A 24,455-nucleotide genomic window follows, 5' to 3' on the forward strand; every position below is an offset into this window, starting at 1 on the left:
CGTGGCGACCATTCCCAAGGAGTCGGACGGCACTCAGCAGCCCACCACGGCCAAGCCCCCGGCCAACCCCCCCACCACCACCCCCTCCGGTCCGTGGAGCGGCGGTACCGATGTCCCGCATGTCCGTGGCGGCATCCACAACAGCCATCCGTTCACGCCGCCGCCCGTGCCCGGCGGCGACGGCGGCAAGGGGACATCCGTCGACACCCCGTCGATGGACCGGTTCGCCGAGAACATCGACCGGATGATCCAGCCGGTGAAGGACGCGCAGGGCCGCCTCGCGGCCGTCGCGGTGGCGCCGGGCGCCTTCTATCACGCGAACACCATGCGCGTGAAGGTCAACGGGCCCAACGCGGACTCAGGTTTGAAGAAGAGCTACACCGACGCCCTGACGGCGCTGGTCAAGGGGCTCACCGACACGCGTGACGGGGCTCGGAAACTGAGTCACGACTACGGCGCCGGCGAGGACGCCAACAAGGTGACGGCGAAGAACCTCGCGGACGCCTTCGCGCATGCACCCGGTGACTTCAACGCCATGATGACGGCCAACGGCGGCTCCGCCGCGCCGGCACCCGGAAGTTCCGGCTCGGGCACCGGGGGCGGTTCGGGTGGCGGGGGCGGCTCCGGCGGTTCGGGTGGCGGGGGCTCCAACGCGAAGGGCGCCGGCTCCTGAGGCTCCGCGCTGTGCAGTTCCCGGGCCGGAACCCGGGTCTCGACCGGACATGACAGTCCGCTGCCCGCCCTCCGGGCGCCGGCCGAAGGGCGGGCAGCGCGCACGCGGGCGCACCGCGCTACAGGAGAGCGAAAGTGCCGGATTACAACAGTGGTGGCTTCCACCAGGACGACCACGGGATGGTCTTCGGCAACCCCGACGGGTCGTCCAACGGCAGCGTCGCCGACTACGACACCTGGGACTGGAAGCAGATCCAGGCCGCCATCGTGGGCCTCGCCTCGGGAACGCCCAACGAAGCCGCCCTGGCGCACGCGCGTTCCGTCGCGGACCCGCAGTCGCTTCAGGTGGCCTCCGGCATCTTCTACGAGATCCAGCAGCTGCTGGAGGGCGTCGCGACCAGCCTGCACGACCAGGCCGACGCGCTCGCGGGCGACAAGGGGCCCTGGAGGGGGGACGCGGCCCAGTCGTTCGTCACCATGATGACGACCTTCTCCCAACAGGTCAGGGCCAACGCCGACGTGCTCTCGGGCGGTTCGACCGGGCAGAACTCCATTCCGAAGCAACTCGCCAACAACGCGGTCGCGTTGAACAACGCCCAGATCCTGATCAACGACATCAATGTCTGGTACGCCAGGGAGGCCCTCCAGGCGGGTGCCACGCAGGGCCCCGACGGAGCGGTCTCGGTGAGTCAGAAGCCCGAGATCGTCGCCCTGATGACCGAGGACATGCGCAAGGTCCTCAAGAGCCTGGCGTCCGAGTACCAGGTGACGGTGGACGCCATCACCACTCCTCCCCCTTTGAACGTCTCGCTCAACGGCGGAGGCGGACCCACTCCGGGCGGCGGCGACGAGTTCGGCGGCGGCGGTGGCCCCGGCTCGGCCGGTGGTGGCGACATCGCCGGGTTCCCGGGCGGGGGCGGCCTGGACTCCGGCGGTGACGGCGGCGGCATCGGCGGGGGCCCGCAGAGCCTCGCGGCCCTGGCCGGGCCGCCCGACCTGGGCTCCGGCCTGGACACGGGCGGCGGCGGGGGCTCCGGTCTCGACGGACTGGGCGACCCGGCCCCCTTCCCCGGCGACACGTCCGACCTGGGCGGCGGAGCAGGCGGTGCGGGACTCGGCGGCGAAGCCGGGATCGGCACGGGCTTCGACCCCTCGGGCTTCGACAACCTGATCAATCCGGCCCCGTTCCCGGGGCTGGGCTCAGGTCTCGGTTCGGGTCTCGGTTCCGGTCTCGGTTCCGGTCTCGGTTCCGGTCTCGGCTCGGGCGGCGGGCTCGGCTCGGGAGACGAGGCGTTCCACGGGGTGTCGGCGGGCGATCCCGCGGCCTTCGGGGACACCGGCCTGGGCGTCGGCGCCTCGGGCGGCCTCGGCGACGGCCTGGGCCAAGGACTCGGCAGCGGGCTGGGCGACGGCCTGGGCTCCGGGCTCGGCGCCGCGGAGGGCACCGGGCAGCCGGCCACCTCCTCCGGCTTCCCCTACATGCCCGGCATGGGCGGCATGGGCGGCGGAAGCGCGGGCGGCGCCGGTCTCTCGGCCGAACCCTCGGACGCCTCCGGCCTGCTCGACCCGAGCGCGGAACCGTGGGAGGGCGACACCTCCTTCGGAGACGAGGAAGTGGGCTCCGAACTCGGCGCGGCGGCGGGCGGCGAAGGCCTCGGCGCAGCGGCCGGCGCCGAGGGCCTGGCCGCGGGCGGCATGCCGTACCTGCCCGGCATGGGCGGCATGGGCGGGGCGCCCGGCGGCAGGGACGCGGGAGCCGAACGCTCGGACGCCTCGGGTCTGCTGGAACCGAACACCGAACCGTGGGAGCCCGGCGAGGCCCCCGACTCGGAGGAGGTCGGCTCACCGGACGGCGTCCTGCCCGGAGTGCCCTACCTGCTCGGCTTCGGCGGGCCCGCTTCAACCGCCCGTCAGGCCACGGCCCAGGGCCGGACCGACGGCGGCGAAGGCGCCGGGGCCGCGTCGGGCGAACCGGCGGCCACCGCGGAGACCGGAGAGGCCACGAGCGGTGCCCCCGTCATGGTCGGTTCCGACGGACTTCCGGTGCCCGTCCCCGACAGCACCGCCGCGGTGGTTGCGCGTCCGCTGCCCGGCGACGGCGAGGAGGACTTCTCCGCCTGGGAGGCGACGGCGGGCGCGGCAGCGTTCGTACCCCTTCTGTGGACACTCCCCCGGCAGGGGCAGGCGGAGTCCGGCGACGAGGACGAAGACCGGCTGGCGCACGAGCCGCGCACCACCTGGCAGCCGGAACGCCAGGCCCCCGGGACGGCACCGGCCCCCGCCGTCACGCCGTACCTGTCCCTCGCCGACGAACCCGAGCCCGAGGCCGCGGAACCCGAGGCGGACCCCGACGAGGAGGAGGCGGAAGGAGCCTCCCGGGCGGCCGCCGACCTCTTGGTCCAGGAAGAGAGCACGTGGGGGGCGGTCCCGGGCGGTTCCAGCCCGGTCTTCTAGTCCGCCCGCACAGGGCGGCAGCCACCCCCACCGAAAGGAAGCATCCACATGCCCAGCCGATACGACCAGCAGATCGAGGACCTGCTGGCCCAGTACCGCCGACAGCGCGACGAAGCCGTCGAGACCCGGCGGCGGATCAACGAGACGACGTCGACGGCCACCGCGCCGCGCCAGGCGCTGAAGGTCACCGTCGGCGCCCAGGGCCAGGTCACCGCCCTGGAGTTCCCCACCGGCGCCTACCGCCGGATGCCCCCCAAGGAACTGGCCGACCTGCTGCTCACCACCATCCAGCAGGCCAGGGCGGAGGCCCTGAAGAAGGTCGACGAGATCGTCTCCGAACAGCTGCCCGCCGGGCTGTCCCTGTCGAGCATGCTCCAGGGCCAGGTCGACGTGAAGAGCCTCCTGCCGGAGGAACCGGTGATGCCGGAGACGGCGTACGACGCCGTCGTCCACACGACACAAGGAGAGACCCATGGCTGAGCTGGACGTCGACACCGGAGGCATCAGGCCGGCGGTCGAGCAGATGCGTCTGACGGCCGACAAGTTCAAAACCATCATGGACCAGATGCGGGCCGCCGTCGACGAGCACCGGGACGCCTCGGGAAACGACAGCACCGGGGCGAAGTTCCGCGAGCAGCACGACCCGGCGGCGGCCAACATGTTCGCCGCTCTCCATGGCTACTCCGGCACGGTGGCGGCGACGGCCGACCGGATAGACAGCCTGGGCCAGCTCCTCGTCAAGACGGAGGACACGGCGGGGGAAGAAGCGGCGCGCATCGCCAAGTCGGGGAATTGACGAACGAGTCCCTCACGCCGTGGGTGGCTGAGGTGGTGTGAGAGGCGGTATGGGCCATGGACGGCGATCTGCAGATGCCGGATGCGGTGGCGTCGGTGGCGGCGTTGATCGTGGGGTCGGACTGGCCCAAGGGGAGTGAGACGGGGCTTCGGCTGCTGGGCGACGCGTGGGCGGAGGGTGCGCGGCAGTTGCACGGCCTGGGCGGTGAGTTGGGCGCGTCCGGGAGCGGGGTCCTGGAGAGTGTGGGCGGCCGGATCGCGGACGAGTTCCGGGACTTCGTCACCGACATGGAGCGGATGGTCCCGGGTCTCGCCCAGTCGGCGGGGCAGATGAGCGATCTGTCCGAGCAGACGGCACTTCAGATCGAGTACGCCAAGGCCATGATCATCACGCAGGCGATCCTGGTCTTCCTCCAGGTCCTGCATTTCCTGCTGTTCGGCCTGCCGGAGGCCGCGGCGGTGGAACTGACCGCGGGCCGGTTCGTGGTGTCACAGCTGCTGAAGGAGCTGCTGGTCTCGATCGGGACCGGCATCGCGCTGAACGAGGTCAGCGACGTGCTGGTGCAGGTGGGCCAGTTCATCGCGGGTCACCGGCACCAGTGGGACACGGACGCCACGGTGTCGGCGATAGAGTCGGGCGCGATCGGCGGCGCGGTCGGCGGTCTGACGTTCGGGGTGGCACGGCAGGTGAAGCCGCGGTTCGCGGTGTCGCTGGGCGGCAAGCTGCTGCTGAGCGGTGTGGTCGGTGGCGTCACCGAGGGAATCACGTACGGCATCTGGGGCGGCGACACGTCCGCGTTCGGCTCCGCAATCACGTCCGGGTTCCTGGGCGGCCTGGAGGGCGGCCACAAGTTCCGCTTCTCCCGCTCTTTCAACGAGGGCTACGTACGTCTCAACGACGTCCCGAGCACGCCCGGCAGACTGGGCGCCGCGATCACCGACGCGATCGCGTCTCTCGGCACCGGCCTCACCGGCCTCCTTGAAGCGGGGGCGGCCGCCGGAGCGGGCGCGAGCGTGGGAGCCGGCTCCGGATCTCCGGCCCGAGCGGGAGCAGGCTCCGGCTCACGGGCCGGAGCGGGAGCAGGCGCGGGCAGGGGAACCGGCACGGGCACCGGCACCGGCAGAAGCTCCGGCGCAGGCGCGGACGCCGGTTCTGGCAGAGGCTCCGGAGCGGGTGCGGGTCTGCCCGAGGTGATGACCGAGAAGAGCCAACTGGGCCTGACCACGGTCAAGAACGGCATCGTCTCCGGCACCGCGCGCACGCACAACGAGCTGACCACGTCCCGCGACTACACCGCCCCCGCCACGGCGGGTGGCGGCGCGCACGCGGACGTACGGACCGAGTCCTCTCCCGCCGCCACGGTCGAAGGCTGGCCCGGGGCGACCCTCGCCAGCCACCCGGTCACCGGCCCACTCGACCTGTCGAGCGTCGTCACATACGGAAACCAGACCCAGGCAACACCAGCCACCCCGCACCCCGACACCGCTTCCGGCACCGGACCGGCAGCGGCCGCCCCGAGGACGGCATCCGCGGCGACACCAGCATCCGGCGCGGGCACCGGAACCTCCGGGGTACGCGCGGCGGCGGCCTTCGATCGGCCCGCGACCGGATCCAACGGCCCGGCCACCTCCGCGACCGCACCCGGCGACGTCACCAGCCGCTCCGCCCCCAACACCGTCCGGACCGCGACCGGGCCACAGGCACCGACGTCCGGCACACGCACGGCGGGCGAGCATGCAGCGGCTGTCGTGGCGCCGGAAGACCACGGCCTCCTGAATTTCGAGACGCGGTTTCCCGGGCCGGACACGACAGCGACCGCGGTCTCCGCTTCGGGAACCGTCCCGGCGACCCCGGACACCCCGCCGGTCCCGCCTCGGCGCAACCCGCCGGCTCCGGTCCATCCCGCACTCGTCACGACGAACGCGTACAAGACGTTGGTCGGCCTGCAGAGCGGCCTCGAGAAGTCCAGGGCCGATCTCCACGGCAGGATCACCGCAGCCGCCGAACAGGCCGCCGAGCACGCCCCGCTGACTCCGTCCGAACGCCTCGAACTCAAGGAAGCCATCAAGGGCGTCGCCACCGTCGTCCGCAGGCAAGGACTCTCACGCAGCAGCGATCTCGACGAGGCCCTCACCAGAGTCGCCGACATGGTGGCCCTCCAGCAACAACATCACAACGCCATGGAACTCGGCCAGGCCACCGCGGAAACGATCCTGACCGGCGGCCGGGTCCGCGTGAAGGGTGGAGCCGCCGCCCACGAAGCCGACCGCCCCGACGCCGCCCCCTCCGCCTCCCGGTCCGGTCCCGTGCCCGGACCGTCCCGGCTCCAGACGCCCGGCGCCCCGGGGCAGAACACGCCGACGACGGGCCCGCGCCCTCATGACCTCGTCGCAGAGCTTCAGAAACGGCGAGGCCCGCTCAGCCACGACGACTCGGATGCGGACGCGGACTCCGTGTGGAACGAGCAGAGCGACGCGGCCCCGCCGCCGCGCGCCGCCGCCCACGTGCCGACGCGGTTTCACGAGACGACGCCGGTCCGCTCCGACGTCGTGCCGGAGCGCGATGCCGAGACGCCCGAGCCCGAGCACCGGACCGAGCACTCCGACGCCGACGAGCAGCCGCCGGCGGAGGAGCAGGCTCCCCCGCCCCCTCCGGCCGTACTCCCGCCCGCGCCGCTGCCGGTTGGCCCGTTCGAGGCGCGCACCCTGTGGGGGGACGAGGCGTTCGTCGACTTCGGTCTGGCCGTCAGGGAGCTGCGGTCCGACAACACGATCCGGTCGCTGCCGATGGCGTACTCCCACGAGGAGGTGGCCGGAGGCCTCGCGAGGGAGGACGCTCATGGCAACTGGCCGGTCTGGGAGTACCGCTACGCGGCGTACCAGGCCGTGGCGGGAGCGGCCGAACACCGGCTCCGGCTGATCGTCGAACGGGCCGAGCGGACGGTCCGCACGAAGGCGCCCGGTGATCCGGAACGGGACCGTGCGGAACGTCTGCTGAAGACGGAGTCGTCACTGGCTGAGGACGGCTGGCTGCCCGAGTACCGCAGCGAGTTCCTGCACATGAAGACGCTGCTGGAGGAGAGCGGCATCCTGGACGCGCTGCCGAACGAGCTGGTCGTCAACGAGCGTTGGAACCTCTCGCCCGAAAGCGACGAGAGCGCCAGGACGCCGCACGCCCTGGTCTCCCCGGACGATCCGACGGGCCCGATCGGCGGCTCACTGCGCGCACCCGGCGGCGTGTCGGAGCGGTTCTACGCCTGGCTGGACGACAACGGCGGCAACAGCGTCTTGCTCGGCAACTGGTCGGCCGACCAGTCGTCCGGCTCCATCACCACCGAGGCGCTGCGCTTCAAGATCTTCATGAGCCACTTCCGGCCGGCGAAGGAGCCGGGGACCTTCTACATGCCCGGCCTCGACGGCACGTCGTTCCAGCACGACTCGGTGCCGTCCGAGGGCCATCGCGAGCCCACGAAGCTGACGTTCTTTCACAAGTCGTACACACGGAGCATCGCGGCCCAGCACGCCTTCACCCACGCGATCCTGACCCGGGTGAGGATGCCGAACGTAGATCCGGAAAGAGGGGTCGTCCAGCTTCTGCGCCTGGACAGACGAGACGTGGTGGAGGGTGCCAACGGCGACCAACCCCCTGCCGACGGCGACCGGATCAACCTGCGGCGCGGGCCCGCGGATTCCTACAGCCTGCTGGAGCCGTACAAGGACCCCGGCGACATCAGCCACTCCTTGGGGGCGTTCTGGGTCACCTCGCAGGAGATCCCGCTGCACCAGGTCTTCGGGACGTACCTCCAGAGCAGGACAAGGGCCGGGAACGAGCGGGAGCACACCCTCTTTCTGTGGGACCACGAGAACGAGTTCCTCGCGATGTCCGACGGCGTGGAGTCCGTCTTCCACGGCACCACCGTCCCCCCGCGCCTGCCCGCGGCACCGGCGACGCCGGCCTCGCACCCCGACGCGGCCGCAGTGTCCCTTCGCACCTTCGCCGAGCCCGCGGGCGGCTACGAACCGCCGCCGATCGTGCGGCCCGTCGCCGAAGGCCCGACGGCCGAGATCGGCCACCCCGACCAGGACGGCTCCCGGCCCGCCGACGCCGATCCGCCCGCGGCCGACGCCATTGCCCCGGCGGACGCCCCGGACACCCTCGGCCCCGTGCCGCCCTCGGGGTCACCGGAGCCTGACCCGGCGCCGGCCGGGCAGGGCGGCCGGCACCTGCGTTCCCTGGCCGGCATCAAACTGGTCGACGCTCCCTGGCCCCAGATGGTGGCCGATCTGCGAGGACGGATCCTCCAGACCCTCCCGGCGAGCCGCCGCAACGACCAGCGGACCCTCCTCGCCCTTGACGCGGAGGTGAACGAGGTCCGGCTCCTCGACAAGCACAGGGAGATGCTCGACGGCTGGAATTTCCGGATATGGGCCGGAAAGGTGCCTTACGACGTGGTCGTCACGGCCCGCCCCCAGGGCTGGCATCCGGTGGCCGACCCGCCGCTCCCGAGCGCGGACGGCCGCGACGGGTTCGAACACACCGCCACGTTCACATCCGCCGCCCGGCCCGACAAGACGACCCGCATGACCTCCAAGGGGGGTGCGGATTCCGGCGCCACCTCGATCGATCCCGACCCTGTCCGCCCTCTGCTGGGTCTGGCGACGCTCTCCGGCAAGGTCGGCGGAGCCCTGCACCTTTCCAACACCTCGGTGAACAGAACCACCGAGGCGACCGCGAAGACCACGTTCACCGGCCCCGTGGGCACCTACCGCTCGGCCTTCCACTACGACGTCACCGTCCACGGCCCCACCGGGCGGCTGACGCCACGGGACGGCAGCCTGATCGCCCATGACGTCACGGCGGAGATCGCGCACGTCGAACCGGACGGGGACGGCCGGACGGGCGCCCACCCGGGGCTCCTCGCGGGCCGGCCGCTCGACGTCACGGGGCTCGACGCCGTCCGCGACCGCGTACTCGATGATCTCCTCACTCCCGCGGAGGCCCGGTACGGCACCGTCCGCAAGGACGTCCGCGAGTTCCTCAGCCCGCGGAACGTCGTCGACCATCTCGACACCATGTCGACGGGCGGGCACCTCATCTCGAAAGAGCTCACGCTGCGAAGCGGCCACCGGGCCCGGCTCGAACTCCGCGTGCTGCGCAACGGCGACTCGGCCGTCGAGGGCACCGTCGCCGGCCGACAGACCTTCAGCAGCAAGACCACCGCGGAACGCGCGGACGGCCGCATCGACATCTCCAGCTGGTCCGTGGGCCTCAGCGGCGGCTCCGCCTTCCAGGTGTGGAAGAGCGCCTCGGCCAGTCAGTCCGACTGGCTCCAGATCACCGGCGGATACACCTACGGTTCCAGTCTGCTGCCCATGACCCACCTCAAACAGAGCGCCACTCTGGAGGACAGCGTCGAGCACGAGGGCAGGCACGATCTGCTCGTCACTCCGGTGCGGTTCGAGGTGCGGCTGATACGGCTGACGAATCCGGACCACTGGTCGGGGGAGCTGAACCTGGGGTGGGGGAACCGCGGGACGGCCACCGATCCGGAGAGTGCGCCCTCCCCGTTGGACGGCACGATCGTCCAGGTCCGGCAGCATCACCCGGACACCGTGTCCGCGCCCCCTGCCGACCATCCGGAACAGGAACGCGAGGGCACCCCGGTTCCGCGGACCGCGGCTCCGGACCTGCGTGATCCGTTGGTCGCCCACCGCACCGCCTTCCTCGACGTTCCCGGCTCGCGGCACCTTGAGGAGGCCATCACCGGGCGGCTGCGCGAGCTGGACGAGGGACTTCTTCCGCTCTACGGCGACACGGCCACCGGCAGCACCCGGGAGGCGCTGCGGAACCGAGCGGCACTCCGGGAGTTCCTGTCCCCCTCCGCGCTGGCCGGCAACGGCCGGGACCTGCTGAACGGGCGCTACCGAACCGTCATCGGCTCGCCCGGCCAGGCCCATGAGGTGGTGGTCCGCGCCCGTCTCGGCCGAGGGACCGACGAGGGCTCCGTGCTGTCGACGGCGTCCAGGAAGGCGAGTTCCACCAACAGCAGCACCAGAACCGTCATGCGGGAGGGCAAGCACACCGGGACCCTCTCCGCGATGGCACGCCAGGGGCTGATCCCGGACGACACCGTACGCGTGATGGTCCCGGGCGGCCTCGACCTCTCGTACGCGGCGGCCGACCACACCGCCGTCGGCACGGAGACGCAGCTCGTCCGGGAGTTCCGGCACACGGGCGAGGCCGATGTCTTCGCTTTCGAGGTGACGTACCGCGTCATGGTCCGCCCGCATCACGAGGACGACGCTCCGGGAATCCTGTCCGGCGACGACGGCCGACACGACGCGGGCACCGACCAGCCGATCCGTCTCGACGGGCAGGAACGGCTCCGCGTCGAGGTACGACGCCCGGCGCCCCCGGCGTCGCCGCCGCCCGCTCGCCTCACGATCCAGGATCTGCCGGAGACCCACAGGATCCTCAGTGTCGAGGAGGGTGATTTCACGGGGCGGGCGACGGCCGCCCTGGCCGGCGCCTACCACTCCCGCGGCACCGGTCTTCTGCCCGGAAGGACCCCGCCGGCGGCCGTGCCCGGCCTCGCCAAGGCGGTGCACGACTTCGCCGGGGAGGCTCAGCTGACCGCCATGGTCGACAGCTCTCGTCAGGGCTGGTTCAACACCAGCGACCTGTACGTGGGCAAGGACCGGGTGGGGTTGTCCGTCCGTACCCGCTTGACCGACTTCCGGTACCTCGAAACGCTCACCGGCGAAGGCACCCTCGACCTGGAGGTGAAGTCGAGCAGCACCACCGGCGCCACCGGACAGACGTCAAAGTCCGTGGGGGGCAGCTTCGGCCCCGACTTCAACGACGCCCCTGAGACCATGGCCGGAGCGCTGGTCACCAACCGCCAGGAGCGCCTCGGCTTCCGCGGCAAGCTCAGCGGTCAGTGGGACAGCCTCGACACGATCAAGTACAAGGCGACGGACTCCTACAAGTGGTCCGCCCGCTCGACGACCTGGCACGTGTACGAGACGACGGCCGACATGCGGATCACGGGCCGGGTCAGCGCCGGGGACGGAGTCCCGCACTTCGGTGCTCCCGTCACCCACGCGCCGCGCGTGCTCGTCCTGCTCTCCGACGAGGACGTGGCCCGGATCCACGAAGCGTCCACGGTCCCGGACCGCACGATCGAGAGCCCACCGGTGGCCGGTCCCGGCCCCACCACCCTGCGCACCCGCGGCCCGGCCGACGTGCCGCCGCCCTCGCGGTCCGGCACGGACTCCACGCCCGCCACCACGCCCGCCAGCACGCCCTCGGCCCGCCCCGGCACGGACGGCACACTCGACGTCCCGCCCGAGTCCCCGACGGGCGACGCGCCACGCAGGACGCCCCTGATCGGTACCGGACCTGTGTGGATCGCCGACACCGATCCCGTCCTGCACGAGATAGCGCGCCAGAGCACCCGGCAGGCGGACGCGGCACAGGGCCCCGGTCCGGACGGCGGCGTGCCGGTCGCGGCCCTGCGATTCGCCAACGCCTTCTCCCCCGCCAACCTGGCGTCCCGCTGGCAGGAGCTGACGACCACCGGCATATCGGAGACCGTCGTCCGGACGACCCAGTGGGGCACCGTCGCCACCACGGCATGGGTACGCGCGATCCCCGGCGACTGGACCGACGTGGGGCCTCGCCCCGGTGTGTCCCTGACCCACGATTCCTCTGTCACCGAGACGCTCACCGGGAAGAACGGCCGCAAGGTGACCAGAAGCGGTGAGGTCAACGGGCGCGTCGGAGTGCAGACCGGGCGAGAGCATCTGAACTCGGTCCTCTGGCTCGTGAGCGGCGGCCTGGAGCGCAGCCAGGAGATCGGGGCCGAGTCCGGTGTGACCACGACGAGGGAACAGAAGACCGCCGGATTCGGCGGCGCGGCCTCCGCCTGGGAGACGGAGGTGCGGTTCGAGGTCGTGGTCTCCGAGCAGGATCGGACGGGACGGTTCGTCAACCTGCCCGCACCGGATGCCGTGCTGCCCACCGGCAAGGCCGTCACCCTGGTGCCGGACTCCCTCACCACCTTGGAGGAGCCGGGCCGTCCCGTACCCGACGTGGCCGTCCGCCGCGACGGGGACGGTGCCGACTTCCCCACGACCGTCCCCCGGGACGGAATCGAACTCGACGACCTCCGGGCGCCGGACAGGCAGAACGGCCGGCCGACGGATCTGAACGCGGCGCACAGCCTGATGCACTTCGACAACACGGCCGACCTGCTCGCCGGAGCACTCCGCGTGCACGCCGCCGCACGGCCGGGCGGGACCGGCGTCGTCGGACAGGTCGGGGCGTACTCCTCACACGTGCTGGCACAGGGCGCCGGCCTGGTCACGGCGGCGGCGCGAAGGAGCCCGCTGCAACCGCTCATCGACCGTGCGACCACGTTCTACGCGTCGTTCGGTGCCGACGGCCGGCTCGCCGCGGACCATCCGCTCCGCCTGGAGCAGTCGCTGTCCGTCGAGGACCGCTCCGCGATCCGCAGCGGACTCTCCCATCTGAACGCGCACTTCGACCAGCTCAAGGGCGATGGCTACCGGATTCCCGGCACCCAGGTAGAGCTGCGCGTGGACGCCCTCGGTCCCGGAGTGGAGATCAGCCGCCGCGAGGCGACCGACGCTCTCACCGTCTCCCGTGAAGGCGAGTCCTCGACCAGCAACGTTCTCGGCGCGGGCTGGTCGGTCAGTCCTGCCAACTTCGCGGTCCTCACGGACAAGCCGCTGGTCTGGGTGCCCTTGAACGCCCCTCTCCGCATCAGCCGCGACCGGCTCACCGACTCGGTCGAACCGGTGACCATGGCTCCCGGCGCACCGAGGCGCGATCCCGCCGCCCTGACGCTTCCAGGCGGTACGGACGCACCGGTGCCGGGCCGAGCGGACATCACCGGAACGGTCGCCCTGGTACGGCAGCCGGTCCGGTTCACCGTCCGTAACCCCAACGGAGCCTCCGAAACGGTCCTCGGTCACGCCCTGGTGTGGCGTGCCGTCGCCGCCGCGGACACCGAGGCACCCGCATCGCCCGTGTCCGGCGAAGGCCGGCTTCCGGACCCGCGTCCCCACGACGCCGAATCCACGACCCGGCACCCTCGGGGACCGTCGTCGGATCCGGACGACGCCAGGCCCCCGTCACCCGTCCGGGACGACGGAGCCCCGAGTGACGATCACGCCGCGCCGGACTCCCGGCCGGAACCGGACCCCGCCCCCGCCGATGACGACGCCGAGGGACCGGCCCCGCTCAGCGCCAAACGGGCCGGCAAGCGTCCCGAGCACGCCGAGGACAGTGTCGGGGGCCGGGTGGCCCAGGCGCTCGGGCTCCGTCCCGAGCTGGGCGAGCAGTTCACCAACTCGCAGCTGGTCGGTGCCCAGTCGCTCCTGGAGGCGGAAGGACGCCTGCCCGGCGGATCCCCGGCCGACGGCCCGATGAACGAGCGGCGCGCGCGGCACCTGCTCGAAGCCGCCGAAGCGCTGGTGCGGCGTGACGACGCCCTCCCCCCGGCCGCCGGTCCCGCCTCTCCCGTGGACGGCTCCGGGAGCGGCGACCCCGTTGTCCGCCCCGAGAGCTCCCGGCCGCCGGCCGCCGAGGCCTCCCCGACAGACGGCGGCTCCGCGGGGGAACATCCGGCCCCGGCCGCACGGTCCCGGCTGGCGACGCTGCTCGAAGCCGTGGGGGGCAACGACGTCCTGTACGCGCATCCGACGGACCAGCCGGCGGTACGACTTCGCGGACCCCGCGAGAGCGGTTGGCAGGCGCGGACGCCGAATCAGTTGTCCGCGGCGCAGTGGTGGATCATCCCTGAGGGCACACGGAACAGCGCTGCCAAGGAGCGCCTGGAGACCTCGTTGGATCCGCAGACGTTCCTGGAGACCGACGGACTTCATTCCCAGGCGTTCGCGGACGCCGGCCGAGCGGTGGCCGGTTTCGAGCCGGGGAGCACCGCGGGCAATGCCGAGGTACTGGAGCGTCTGGGGCGCCGCGACCCGCAGACTGCCGGGTACTGGCAGGCCCAGGACCAGCGGGACCGCATGCTGGGTGTCGCCGTCCGCAGCGCGCTGGGCGCGTACAACGCCCAGCCGAGGACGCTCGAATCGGCACGGGCCGCGCAGGTGAGAGCCGCCGTCGCGGCCGGGGACGGTCGGCTCGGGACCATGGAGAAACTGCTCGAGTCGTACAACGGTGTGGCGATAGGAGGCAACCACAAGGAGACGTCGATCTGGTCGTTCCTGACCGAGAACATGGCGGAACTGCGACTGCACACCATCTATCTGGAAAGCATTCGCCAGGACAGCTACGGGCGCCATCTGGAGCACTACTTCAGCGATCCCGAAGCAACCATGCCGGGCCCTCTCGCGACATTCGTCCGCCGTTACGACGATTCCAAGAGCTTCAAGGACAACGGGATGCGAGCCCTGTTGGAGGCGGCTCACAGAAACCGTGTCCGTGTCGTCGGCGTGGACGGCCGGCCGGCTCGGATGCCGCGCGTCCCCCGCCCGGAGGAGCCTCTCGGTGACCGCCTCTACCACCGTGTGGCGGCCATGAACACCTACACCGCCGGCCTGATCCGCGACGACCGCCTCAAGGCGCCGGCGGGCAGCCGTTACGTGGTGGAGCTGGGACAGGCCCACGTGGGCATGTACCGGGGCCCGGTGCGCGCCGTCAACGTGCACGGAAGCCTGTTCGCCCAGGGTGAGGAGTTCCCCGGCGTCGACAGGCTGCTCGGCATCCCGGGCGTGGTCCGGGACGGCACAGGCGAGCTTCGCCCCGCGTGGGACTCCGGGCCCGAGGCGGAGGGCGGCAGCGGAGACGGGACCGTGCGGGAGCGGCCGACCGCCCCCCGGCCCTCCGGCTCTCCGGTCGGCGGCAACGCCGTCGTCGTGGCCATGGCCAACACCGACGACAGCATGGTCAACGGGTTGCGCCGGTCCGTCGAGGAACATTTCACCCGCCATCTGAGCGGGCCGCCGGCCACGTCATCGGTGCGAAGCGGGGAACTGAACAGGGCGGCGGACGCGGCAGCGGCCGACCCCGCCGTCCGGAAACTGCACAGGGCGTTCGCGTCGTTCCGCCCCGAGGAAAGTGTCCATGACCTCTTCTACTCCTGGTGGCACAAGTCGGGTGGACCGGGAGATCCCGGTCCCGCGACCTGGCGGGCGGCTCATGTCGCCCTCGAGTCCCTGGGCCCGGGGACACGGCATGTGGTGGGCGGCGATCTCGCGCTGCACCTGCAGGGTGCAGGCGTCGGCAGGCGTCCTGGCGAGGTCGATCTGCGCGTCCCTCGTGACGCCGACCTCCGGACCGTCCGCGAACAGGTCGCCGCGGCCCTGCGCGGCGCGCACTTCACCGTGGCCGTCGGCGGCACGGCCGCCGCACCCGAGTTGCGCGTCCACCCCTCGGGCCGGACGGCGGACCCGGTCACCCTGAAGATCTCCCACCTCGGCTCGGAGACCACCGCGACCGTGATCGACGGGATACCCACGGCGTCCCTGGACGACGTGATCCGCGACGCGGTCAACGCGGCCACGGAAGGCGGCGGGCCGGAGGGGTTCGCCCAGCTCAGCGACCTGGTGAGCGCCCGCGGGGCCGAGTTCGTCCGCTCCCGCGTGTTCGCGGACTCCCGTACGACGGAGCACGAGCGCGTCGAAGCCGCTCTCAGGCAGTCGATGGGGAGAATGGCCGACGACCGCCTCGACGCCTACGGAGCGAACAGTTTCCGAGTCCGCATGAACGTTCAGCGGCTGCTGGACGACACCCCGCGGGCGAGGCGGTCGAATCTGCTCGCACCGCTCGCACGGCAGGCGCGGCCCGACACGGTGGCGGCCCTGGAGGTGCCGTTCGCAGAACGGGCGGCCGACATCGACGAGGCCGCCGACACGCGTCTGCGCGCGCTCGCCCGGCAGGCGAGCCACCTGGCGTCTCCGGACGACCTTGAGACGGTGAGCATCAGCGTGGAGGCGAGCGCGAACGGCTACGCGGCCCTGCGCCGAAGGACCGCCGGCCTGCCCGCCGTGTCCGACCGGGCCAACCAAATCGCCGACGACCGTGCCGACACCATGGCCGGCCGCAGGGCCCGGCAGGTCGTCACCAGGCTCGTGCATCATCTGACCGCCGAGCTGACGACTTCCGGACGGGGCGATCAGGCGCATCACCTGGCGGAGCGACTCGTCCGTGCCGGTGATCGGCTGCGGGAAGAACACCTCCGCGTGGCCAGGGTCGTCCTCGCCAAGCAGGGCTTCGACAACACGCTGCGTCTGCAGAGTCCGGACGGCCGGGCCCTCAACCTCCGCGACGCGGGCGACATGCGTTCGTTCGTGGAATCGTGGAGCCGGCAGGGGAACCTGGCGCCGGTGCGACTGCTGCTGCACAGGCTGCAAAGAGCGGGCCACGCCCAGGAGTTCCGCCAGATGCAGCAGCTGCTGCACGACAGCCGTGACGTAGGCAACCAGATGGCGTTGCCCAAGAAGATCCACATGTACTGGGCGGGGAAGCGCCCGACGGACGAAGCGCTGGCCAACATCGACGCCTGGGCCGCGAAGGCCGATGCCCAGGGATGGCGGCTGCACCTGTGGACCGACGAGACCTTCCAGCAGTGGCCCTCGGACGTACGTGAGCGGCTGCTCCAGAACGTCGTGGTGCGCACGGACAGCGGGACCGTCGTCTCGCGGCACGGCGGTGAGCCGGCGTCCCGGATGTACGAGCTGCTGAGGGCCTCCGGGGTCCACAACATCGTTTCCGATCTGGTCCGTTACGGCATCTTCAGCGATCCCGACGAAGGCGGGGGCGTCTACCTGGACGTCGACATCGCACCGGGCAACGCCGATCTGCGGCTGCTGGAACGCGTCACCACGCATCCGGCGGACGTACCGGTCTTCGCACCGCAGCTGCGGACCTTCGACTCGCTCAGGCGAGCGCTCGTGACGGCGGGGCTGGAGGGGCGAACGGACGATTTCGACCAGCAACTGCACTGGGCCGGCCGGCACCTGTATGAGGCGGGCAGCCTCAACACCAATGTCATCGTCTTCCCCAGCGGCTCCGTCTTCGCCCGCCAGGCTCTGGACGGCATGGTTCTTCGCTACGGAAGATTCATGGACGACTTCCGCGGCCGTCTGGGCCATTCCGACATCGCCGCCTTCCAAGGGCAGCTCACGGGGATGCTCAAGGAGTCCGCCGGAAACATATCCGGACCGGGGCTCCTGCAGGAGACCGGTTATCTCCCGGCCGGTTCGCATCCCCTCCTGAACAGCTATGCGCGTGACAACCTCGGCGTGAGGTCACTGGACGAGAACGGCAGGATCCGCCCCAGCCTGGAGGGCGACGAGACAGCAGTCCTGTTCGAGCCGAGGATCGTCGACTGGATCCTGAGCCTGCGCACTCTGACTCCGGAAAGCGACAACACGCTCGACGGGCCGACCGCCGCCGACCGCGTCGCGGACGGCAGGAGTGCGGGGCCGAACGGCGCCCTGCGCAATCCGTCCGCCTACCCGGTACGGACACCCGGCCTGCACGGACCTCTGACCGCCCTGATCCGGGAGAAGCTCGCGGGCGAGGACCCGAACATCGACGAGATCGCCACCCTGGCGAGGGCCCGCGACCTCGCGAGCAGAGAGGCGGCACGGCGCGCCCCGGTCGCACGGAGCACGCCGACGGCCGCTCCGCGCGACCGGGACGAGCACGCGGTCGACAGTGCGCGGATCCTGCTCGAAGGACACTTCAACCGCGTCCTGAAGCACCTCACGCCGTCCGACGCCACGACGGGCCTCGACCGGGAGACCGTGAGGTCCGCGGCCGAGAAGGACCTGGCGATCCAGGGCCTGCACGAGAAGCTGACGTCCAGCGGATCGAAGGACGAACTCGGGGATCTCTTCGACACCTGGTGGCAGGGACGCACTCGTCCAGAGCCGAACGCCGGCGAGACAGCCCTGGCCGCGAACGTCCGAGAGAGGGTGGGCCCACGGCGTCCCCGGGTATGGGACGCACCCGGGCTGAAGAGAGCGGTCGACGCCGCTCTGACCGACTTCGAGGCCCGGAAGATCACAGGAGGGATCGACCAGGAGACCCTGTCGCAGCAAGAATGCTGGGAGCTGCTGCGCACGCTGGCGGGGAAGCTGTTCCCCCAGGGGATCGCCCCGGCGGACTCCTCGGTGACCGACATGGACTTCGGTGTCCGTCCGGCAGAGAGCTCACTGGTTCTCGGGCAGTGGAAGACGGTCAACTCGCTGCAGACGGTGGCGGCCGCGATCACGGCTGCGGGGCCGGGCAGCACGGCTCTGGTGCTCATACGACGGCCCGACCGAGCAGGACATGCCGTCGCCGCCTACGTGCTCCCCGCCGACCACGAGACGGGGACGAGCAGGGTGGTGTGGCTCGACCCGCAGTCCCCTGACCGCCGGATCAGTACCGAACCCCCCGTCATCGCGACCGCCGAGGCACGGGCCGTCATCGTGGGCCGGGAGGCTCGCGTACTCGACGACGCTCTCGCCCACCTCGTGGAATCGTCCAGCCTCGCGAGCACGCTCATCGACCGCTCGGTCGTGCATCGCTACGGTGCGATCTCGGTGGAGGTCGAATTTTATCAACACCTCGGCAGGTCGAATCAATCCGGAATCCGATACGACGATGTCGTCGCAACACACACGTCGGGAACCGAGATCAGAGTCGATACACAGACCTTCTGGAAGGGTGGGGACACACTCTTCCTCGACGCTGACGACGCATTCGCCAAGGGGCACAGATTTCCCGAAGCGGTCGATTACTATATTCCGGAATTCATTCCGAGCCCTGCGGCCATACATCCCGGCGAACAGCGCAGCCTTAATCACGAATCGTTCATCGCTTTGACCAATCGCACCCACGACCAGATGAGCGTCGAAGTTCCCGCACCACTGAGCAGCATTCTCCGTCCGGAAGACGGATGGCAAGTCGCTCCACAATTCGAGGGCCACCTGATCCATCCGGCACCACAGGGCACGGACCGCGCGTCACCCTACACCCAGTTCACTGTCGGTGTGCCGGTCCACGGGATTCTTCCCATGCTCCACCTGGTCGAATCCCGAGGGCAGGGAATATCCGAAGCAGCGCTCTTCTCCGCCTCGCGTGAATTTGGTGGAACTCTGGCACGATGGTTCATAGAGGATCACTACGGACAACAGGTAGGATCCGACGCGGTCCATCTGCTGAGCGGGCTTCCACAGGTTCGGGAGATATGGGGTTTCGGATGGTTGACCTTCAACCACGTGTCCGCAACACCCTTCCGGAACGCGTTCCGCCCCGGTTCCCTGGTGAAGAATCGACTTCCAGCGGCATCCAGAAATCCGCTGGGCGAAATCAGGGCAGCCCTGCATCCGGCCGGCAGGGCGTTCCTCCGGAATAATTTCCCCAGGATCCGCGACCTTTTCACCGCCAAGTTGGGTGACATCTTCGCGGCGCAGGGACGCCGGCGGCCGCATGCGAATGACATCCTTGAGCAGATATTGTCCGGAAGTCACGACGTGGGTGACTACCTGGCCTACGCGATCAACGGCAGGACGGAATACGGGGAATCGGTCAGCCAGTTCGCCGGCGTGGGCATGGCCCGCAACAAGTACGAAACCCTGGAGAATATTTCAGGAGTTCCCCTCGCACTCCTGGAACTGAGACAGTTCGGCGCCCACGGCGGCACCATGAGCGAGGCGGAACGTGCCGTCAGTTTCCGCGAGATCTCCACCACCGCCCAGGCGAGCTTCGGCGAGAATGTGGCACGCCTCGCCTCGAACGCACCCGGGGAGACGATAAGGAGAGTGCTGGACGACCGACTCGTATCCGCTACGGCCCCGTTGTTCCAACTGGCCCTCCACGGAAGCGAGCGCGTCGCCCCGTCCGATCCGCCGGCGGTCGAACGCCGTGACGTGGTCGCTCTCGCCAGGTCACTGGCCGACAGGGCGCTCAACGCCACAGCTCTCGACGACTCCGCGCTCACAGGACTCCGGCGTCTGATCACCATCGGCCGGCGCGCGGTCGGCGAGGGACCACTGCCGGATTCCCTCACTCGGGAATCCTTGGAAAGGGCAGTCGCCTCCGCCCAAGCGATCATCGGGCCTCGTCCGCTCCCTGCACCCCCGGCTACGGCGACTCCGTCACTTCATCCGCCGACGTCGACGGGATCACTACGCCCGCCGCCGTCGCACGGCCCCAATGCATCGGCCGGCCCCTCCCGTTCCGTCGCCGTCGACGGTGCCCCGCAGGCCCGACGAGCACCGTTCTCGGTCGTGGCCGAGCGTGGAGGCGACACCGGCAACCTGTCGAGGGACGAGAGGCACGATGAGTCCTCCGCGATCGAGGAGGCGGAGGAGATCGAGCGCCGACGGCTGGAGGACCGGATCACCGACGATTTCGGGATCAAGTTCGACAACGAAGCGGGAGTCAGGGCGGTCACAGAAACCAACGCGACCGCCGACCCCGAGGTCCACGGCCGGATCAAGGGGACGACATGGCCGGTGCGCGCACTGCGAGAGCTGAACTCCGGCTTGCAGCACTACAAGCCGATTCTCGGTAAGCACCGGGCGGCCTCAAGCCGCGCCGGCGCCGAACAGGAGATCAACACCGTCGCTTCCGTGAACCTCGCGATCAGGAACAAAGAGCTCTTTTTCAAAGCCGCCGGGCAGTACATCGAGTCGCACAAGATCTTCAACATCTACGCGATGCCGCACCGCGAGGTGAATCGCGTGGAGCAGACAGTGACACACGAACTTTCCCACGGGCTGCTCAGCTACGCACTCGGTGAATTCGGGAACGAGTTCTGGACCGGGTCCCAGAGGCCCACCACGTTCAAGCGCACGCCGGCAGAGGACTTCGAGTACGCCATCGCCCACCGCCTGCAGAACCCTGCGGCCTTGGAGCAGAGGTCACCTCGGCATGCCGCAGCGATAGCGGCCCTCGAAGAGCGCAGACCCGGCATGATCGTCAAGAATCCGGACGAGCACGCCGCCGGCGCCGCAGCCCGTATCGTGGAAGAACTCGGTGACGAACTCGGCTGGTTCGCCCGGGAAGTCGGCACGTGGACCGCGGACGGCAAGCCGCAGAACTTCTTCCTCAAGGAACGGCCGATCACGGAGTACGGCGAGACGAACTCGGACGAGGACCTCGCGGAGACCGCGATGATGTACTTCACCGACAACGAACGCCTCAGGGAGCACGCTCCGTTGCGCGCCGCCTTCATGGACCGCCTCGTCGAGGGGTGGAGGCAGCGGCACGACACCGCGGCGTCGGCGCAAACCGACGACACACCGTCGAGAGCCCCGTTCTCCGTCGTGCACGACGAGGCCGACGGATCGGTGGGCGGTCAGCCCGGTCCCTCGGCACTCACCGCGTCACCGCAGGAGAGCCGCGCTGACCACCAGCAGATACAGGACCGTGCGCCGCACGTCGACGAACCCACCTTCCGTGAGGCACACGCCGAACTGATCGCCCTGGCGCGACCCGGCCAGAGCCTCGACGAGCGGATCGGGACCGTGGCCGACGCACTCGAACGCGACGGTGATGCGCAGGCGCATGAACTCGCCGAAGCCGTCAGAAGGGTCGCCGACGTTTTCACCGATCAGGGGCACGACCGCTACACACCTGAACTCGGGCAAGCCATCGACAGGGTGGTCCGGCTCGTGGCAGCACAGGGCAATTTCACCCATAGCCGTGAACTCGGCCAGGCAACCGCCCAGACCATCTTCTCCGGCCAACGCAACCGTATGAAGGGGGGCATGGACGGAGCCAACCGACTCACCAAGCGACCGCCGCAGAGCCGGCAGTACGACAGCGTGACCCGGCCGGCCCCCGACACGACATCCCCATTCCGGCCGACGGGCCCGTCGTCGGGCCCCGTCGTTCCCGTTCTGCCGCCGGTCCACGGACGGCCGGTGGCGTCGTCGTCGACTGCGCGCCGGGTCCATGAGCCGGGGCCCGACGACCGGGTGCTGCCGCACGGAAGGCCCTCGGGACCCGTGATACCTCCCGTCCCTCACGGAGAGAGGCCCTCCGGACCCGTGATACCTCCCGTGCCGCGGGATCAGGGCCAGCCCAGGCCTTCTACGACACAGGCTCCGACCACCAGGATCGCCACGACCGGCAGCAGAAATGTGACGTCGGGCGCGCCGGTTGTCCCACCGCCTTCGGCACGCGGTGCCGGACCGGACGGCGGAGCCCCGGCGGGGCCTGTCCGCCCTCCGGCGGAGCCCGCGGCACCGCTGCGGCATCCCCAACCGCCCGGACGTGGCGGCACCAAGCCCAGGGAGGAGAGCTGGTTCGTCGTCCCGGACCAGGACGACACCTTCTGGGACCACACGGGATCCCGGACCCAGCAGCGCCCGGCCCCCCAGGCTCCGGTTGTGCCAAAGCCGTCCGGACCCGCTGCGCCGGGCCCCCGGGTCCCGGTTGTGCCAAAGCCATCCGGTTCCGCCGCGCCGGTACCCCGGGTTCCGCACCCACAGCGGCCGGCCGACGTCGCACACCCCGGAGCGGGTACGTACGTGGCGACACCGCCGGCCCACACGGGGCGAATCCTCGATCCGCGCAAAGCCTGGGACATGCGGGAACCCGCCCGTTCGGCCGACCTTCTCGCGGAACTGGAAGGGCTTGGGACCGCTTACAAGCGCGCGTCGGAAGAGACGCGCGGAGATGCCTTCCGTGAGCTGACCCGGGCGCTGGATGCTCAGGGTCCGCGGGAGAGGCATTGGCTGGCGCAGCAGACCAGTGCGGATCCCCGCTCTCTCATGGTCTTCATGAGCAAAATCCTGAGCCCGCGCGACTTTTCCGACGTCGCGGCCCGCCTGATGGTGCACGTGGACCCACGAGTCCAGAACGCGGAGGCGACACGAGAAGCCGCCATCTCCGAGATGCGCACGGTCCTGCAACGCCCCCACGTGGCTCTGAGTCTGCTCAAGGCCGGCATGGCCATGGGGATAATTCCCAAGAACCTCAAGATCGCCGATGTGGCTCCTGTGGTCCTCCATAAAGACAGCACCAGCCGGTCGTACGCCGTGGAGAAAATGTCCTTCGTGTCCATTGCGGAGGAACATATAGCCCGCGAGACGGGGAACCCTGCTCCGGATACCGCTGACGCGCTTCACCTCTACGACGAGCATGCGACGGTGATCCACGAGGTTGCCCATCTCATACATTTCCATTCGCTCTCCGACGATCAAAAAAGAGATGTGCTCGCCGCCTACCAAACAAAGCTCGACGAGGGCTGGAGAGCGGAGTGGTCAACTGGTACGCGATGGGTGGACCGCGACGGAATACGGCGCGTTCCATACTCTGCCAAAAACGTGAAGGAATACTTCGCGGAGGCCGTTCGCGCCTATCTGAGCGATGGCAGGTTCTTCGACACAAGCGCGCTTCACCCGGCCAGGGCCGGAGTCGACTGGACCAGGAGAAAGGAGGCCGGTCTGCTACCCGTCCTGGAGTACCTCTTCGGGAAGAATCCGGAGATACACAGCCCTCCGACCTCCATGGCCAAGGTCTGGGAGAAGCAACATGGCAGTCCGAAATTCACCGAAAGCGCGCGGCGGAATCTCGACGCCGAACTGAGGCGACTCAATTTCAGGGGCGCCACCGCAGATTTCGCGCGCCGCCTGGCCGCGTCGGATCGCGCCGGAAGGAGGACGCTGCTGATCGAGACGCTCGACCTGCCGCGCGATCTGGATCTCGACCAGGACGGCACGCTGATGCTGTTCAGCGATCTGCCGGCGCACGAGAGACTGCGCCTGGTCGAGGACATGCGGGACGCGCAGAGTGCAGAATTCGCGAGAAGTGCGGATCGTGAAGCGCTCGTACCTGAACTCCTGTACCTACCCCAAAGAAACCTGCACTCGCTCTTCGAGGTCGATGGACTCGCGAATCGCCGACTGAGAAGGCAACTGGATCCCCAGAACTATCGGCGCGTCATGGTCGAGCTCGCCGCGGCCCGGCATGTGCTCGGAAACGCACACACGGCCGTGGAATCGCTCTTTGAACGACAGATGGCCAGTGCCACGGGAGCGAGCGCCCAGGAGGCGTTCGCCCCCCGTTCCGAAAGCCTGAAGGTTCGTCTCAATTTCTATGGGACCCTGAGCGACGGCGACATACAGCAGCTGCGCCATCACTCCGACACCTTTGACAGGTATTGGCGCTTCAACGCGAAGACTCCCTCGCCGTGGGAAGGGTTCAGGTTCGAGCTTCAAAACATCGACGATGCCACGGAAACGGGCAGATGGTTCGCGTCGAATCTCTCCACTCACCGCCCTGAGAACATAGTGAATTCACTTTCGCCTAGACAACTCGCCACTTATTCTCCACCATTTTTGAGAATTCTGAGGGACCGTCTCTCCCTGCTCCTGGGCGATGAGAGGAGGGCGCGCCTCGTGATCTCCCTGCTCGAAGCCCGGATCCGCGGACACGCGACGGCCGCGCCTTGAGCGTCCCGCGGTGTGGGGGCGGCCCGCCCGCCGCCCCGGCCGGCGCGGGCGGGCCGGGCGGGGGGGCCCGGCGCGGCGGGGCGGGC

At 70.0% G+C, this 24,455-nt stretch carries 5 protein-coding genes; all 5 read left to right on the plus strand.

What is annotated here, in order from left to right:
- Position 1: 1 nt before the first annotated feature.
- Positions 2-673 (plus strand): hypothetical protein, encoded by a 672-nt coding sequence (locus ACIRQ9_RS33460; protein WP_404182106.1) that lies wholly within the window; start codon positions 2-4, stop codon positions 671-673.
- Between the two features lie 134 nt (positions 674-807).
- Entirely contained in the window at positions 808-3,126 is a 2,319-nt protein-coding gene (locus ACIRQ9_RS33465) for a WXG100 family type VII secretion target (RefSeq protein WP_404182109.1), read from the plus strand.
- A 48-nt stretch (positions 3,127-3,174) separates the two neighbouring features.
- Positions 3,175-3,606, plus strand: coding sequence for a YbaB/EbfC family nucleoid-associated protein (locus ACIRQ9_RS33470; protein ID WP_404182112.1), 432 nt, complete (start codon positions 3,175-3,177; stop codon positions 3,604-3,606).
- Positions 3,599-3,922: a hypothetical protein gene (locus tag ACIRQ9_RS33475; RefSeq protein ID WP_404182116.1), complete on the plus strand. Its 324-nt coding sequence runs from the start codon at positions 3,599-3,601 to the stop codon at positions 3,920-3,922. Before ACIRQ9_RS33470 ends, ACIRQ9_RS33475 begins: the two co-directional genes overlap by 8 nt.
- A gap of 56 nt (positions 3,923-3,978) precedes the next feature.
- On the plus strand, positions 3,979-24,369 hold the full coding sequence (locus tag ACIRQ9_RS33480) for a hypothetical protein (RefSeq protein ID WP_404182119.1): 20,391 nt from the start codon (positions 3,979-3,981) through the stop codon (positions 24,367-24,369).
- Positions 24,370-24,455: the final 86 nt, after the last annotated feature.

Source organism: Streptomyces sp. NPDC101237, from assembly GCF_044767465.1.
Lineage (GTDB): Bacteria > Actinomycetota > Actinomycetes > Streptomycetales > Streptomycetaceae > Streptomyces > Streptomyces gramineus.

Coding starts and splice junctions, on each gene's coding strand:
- ACIRQ9_RS33470 (WP_404182112.1), top strand. CDS start 3,175: ATGCCCAGCCGATACGACCAGCAGATCGAGGACCTGCTGGCCCAGTAC.
- ACIRQ9_RS33475 (WP_404182116.1), top strand. CDS start 3,599: ATGGCTGAGCTGGACGTCGACACCGGAGGCATCAGGCCGGCGGTCGAG.
- ACIRQ9_RS33480 (WP_404182119.1), top strand. CDS start 3,979: ATGGACGGCGATCTGCAGATGCCGGATGCGGTGGCGTCGGTGGCGGCG.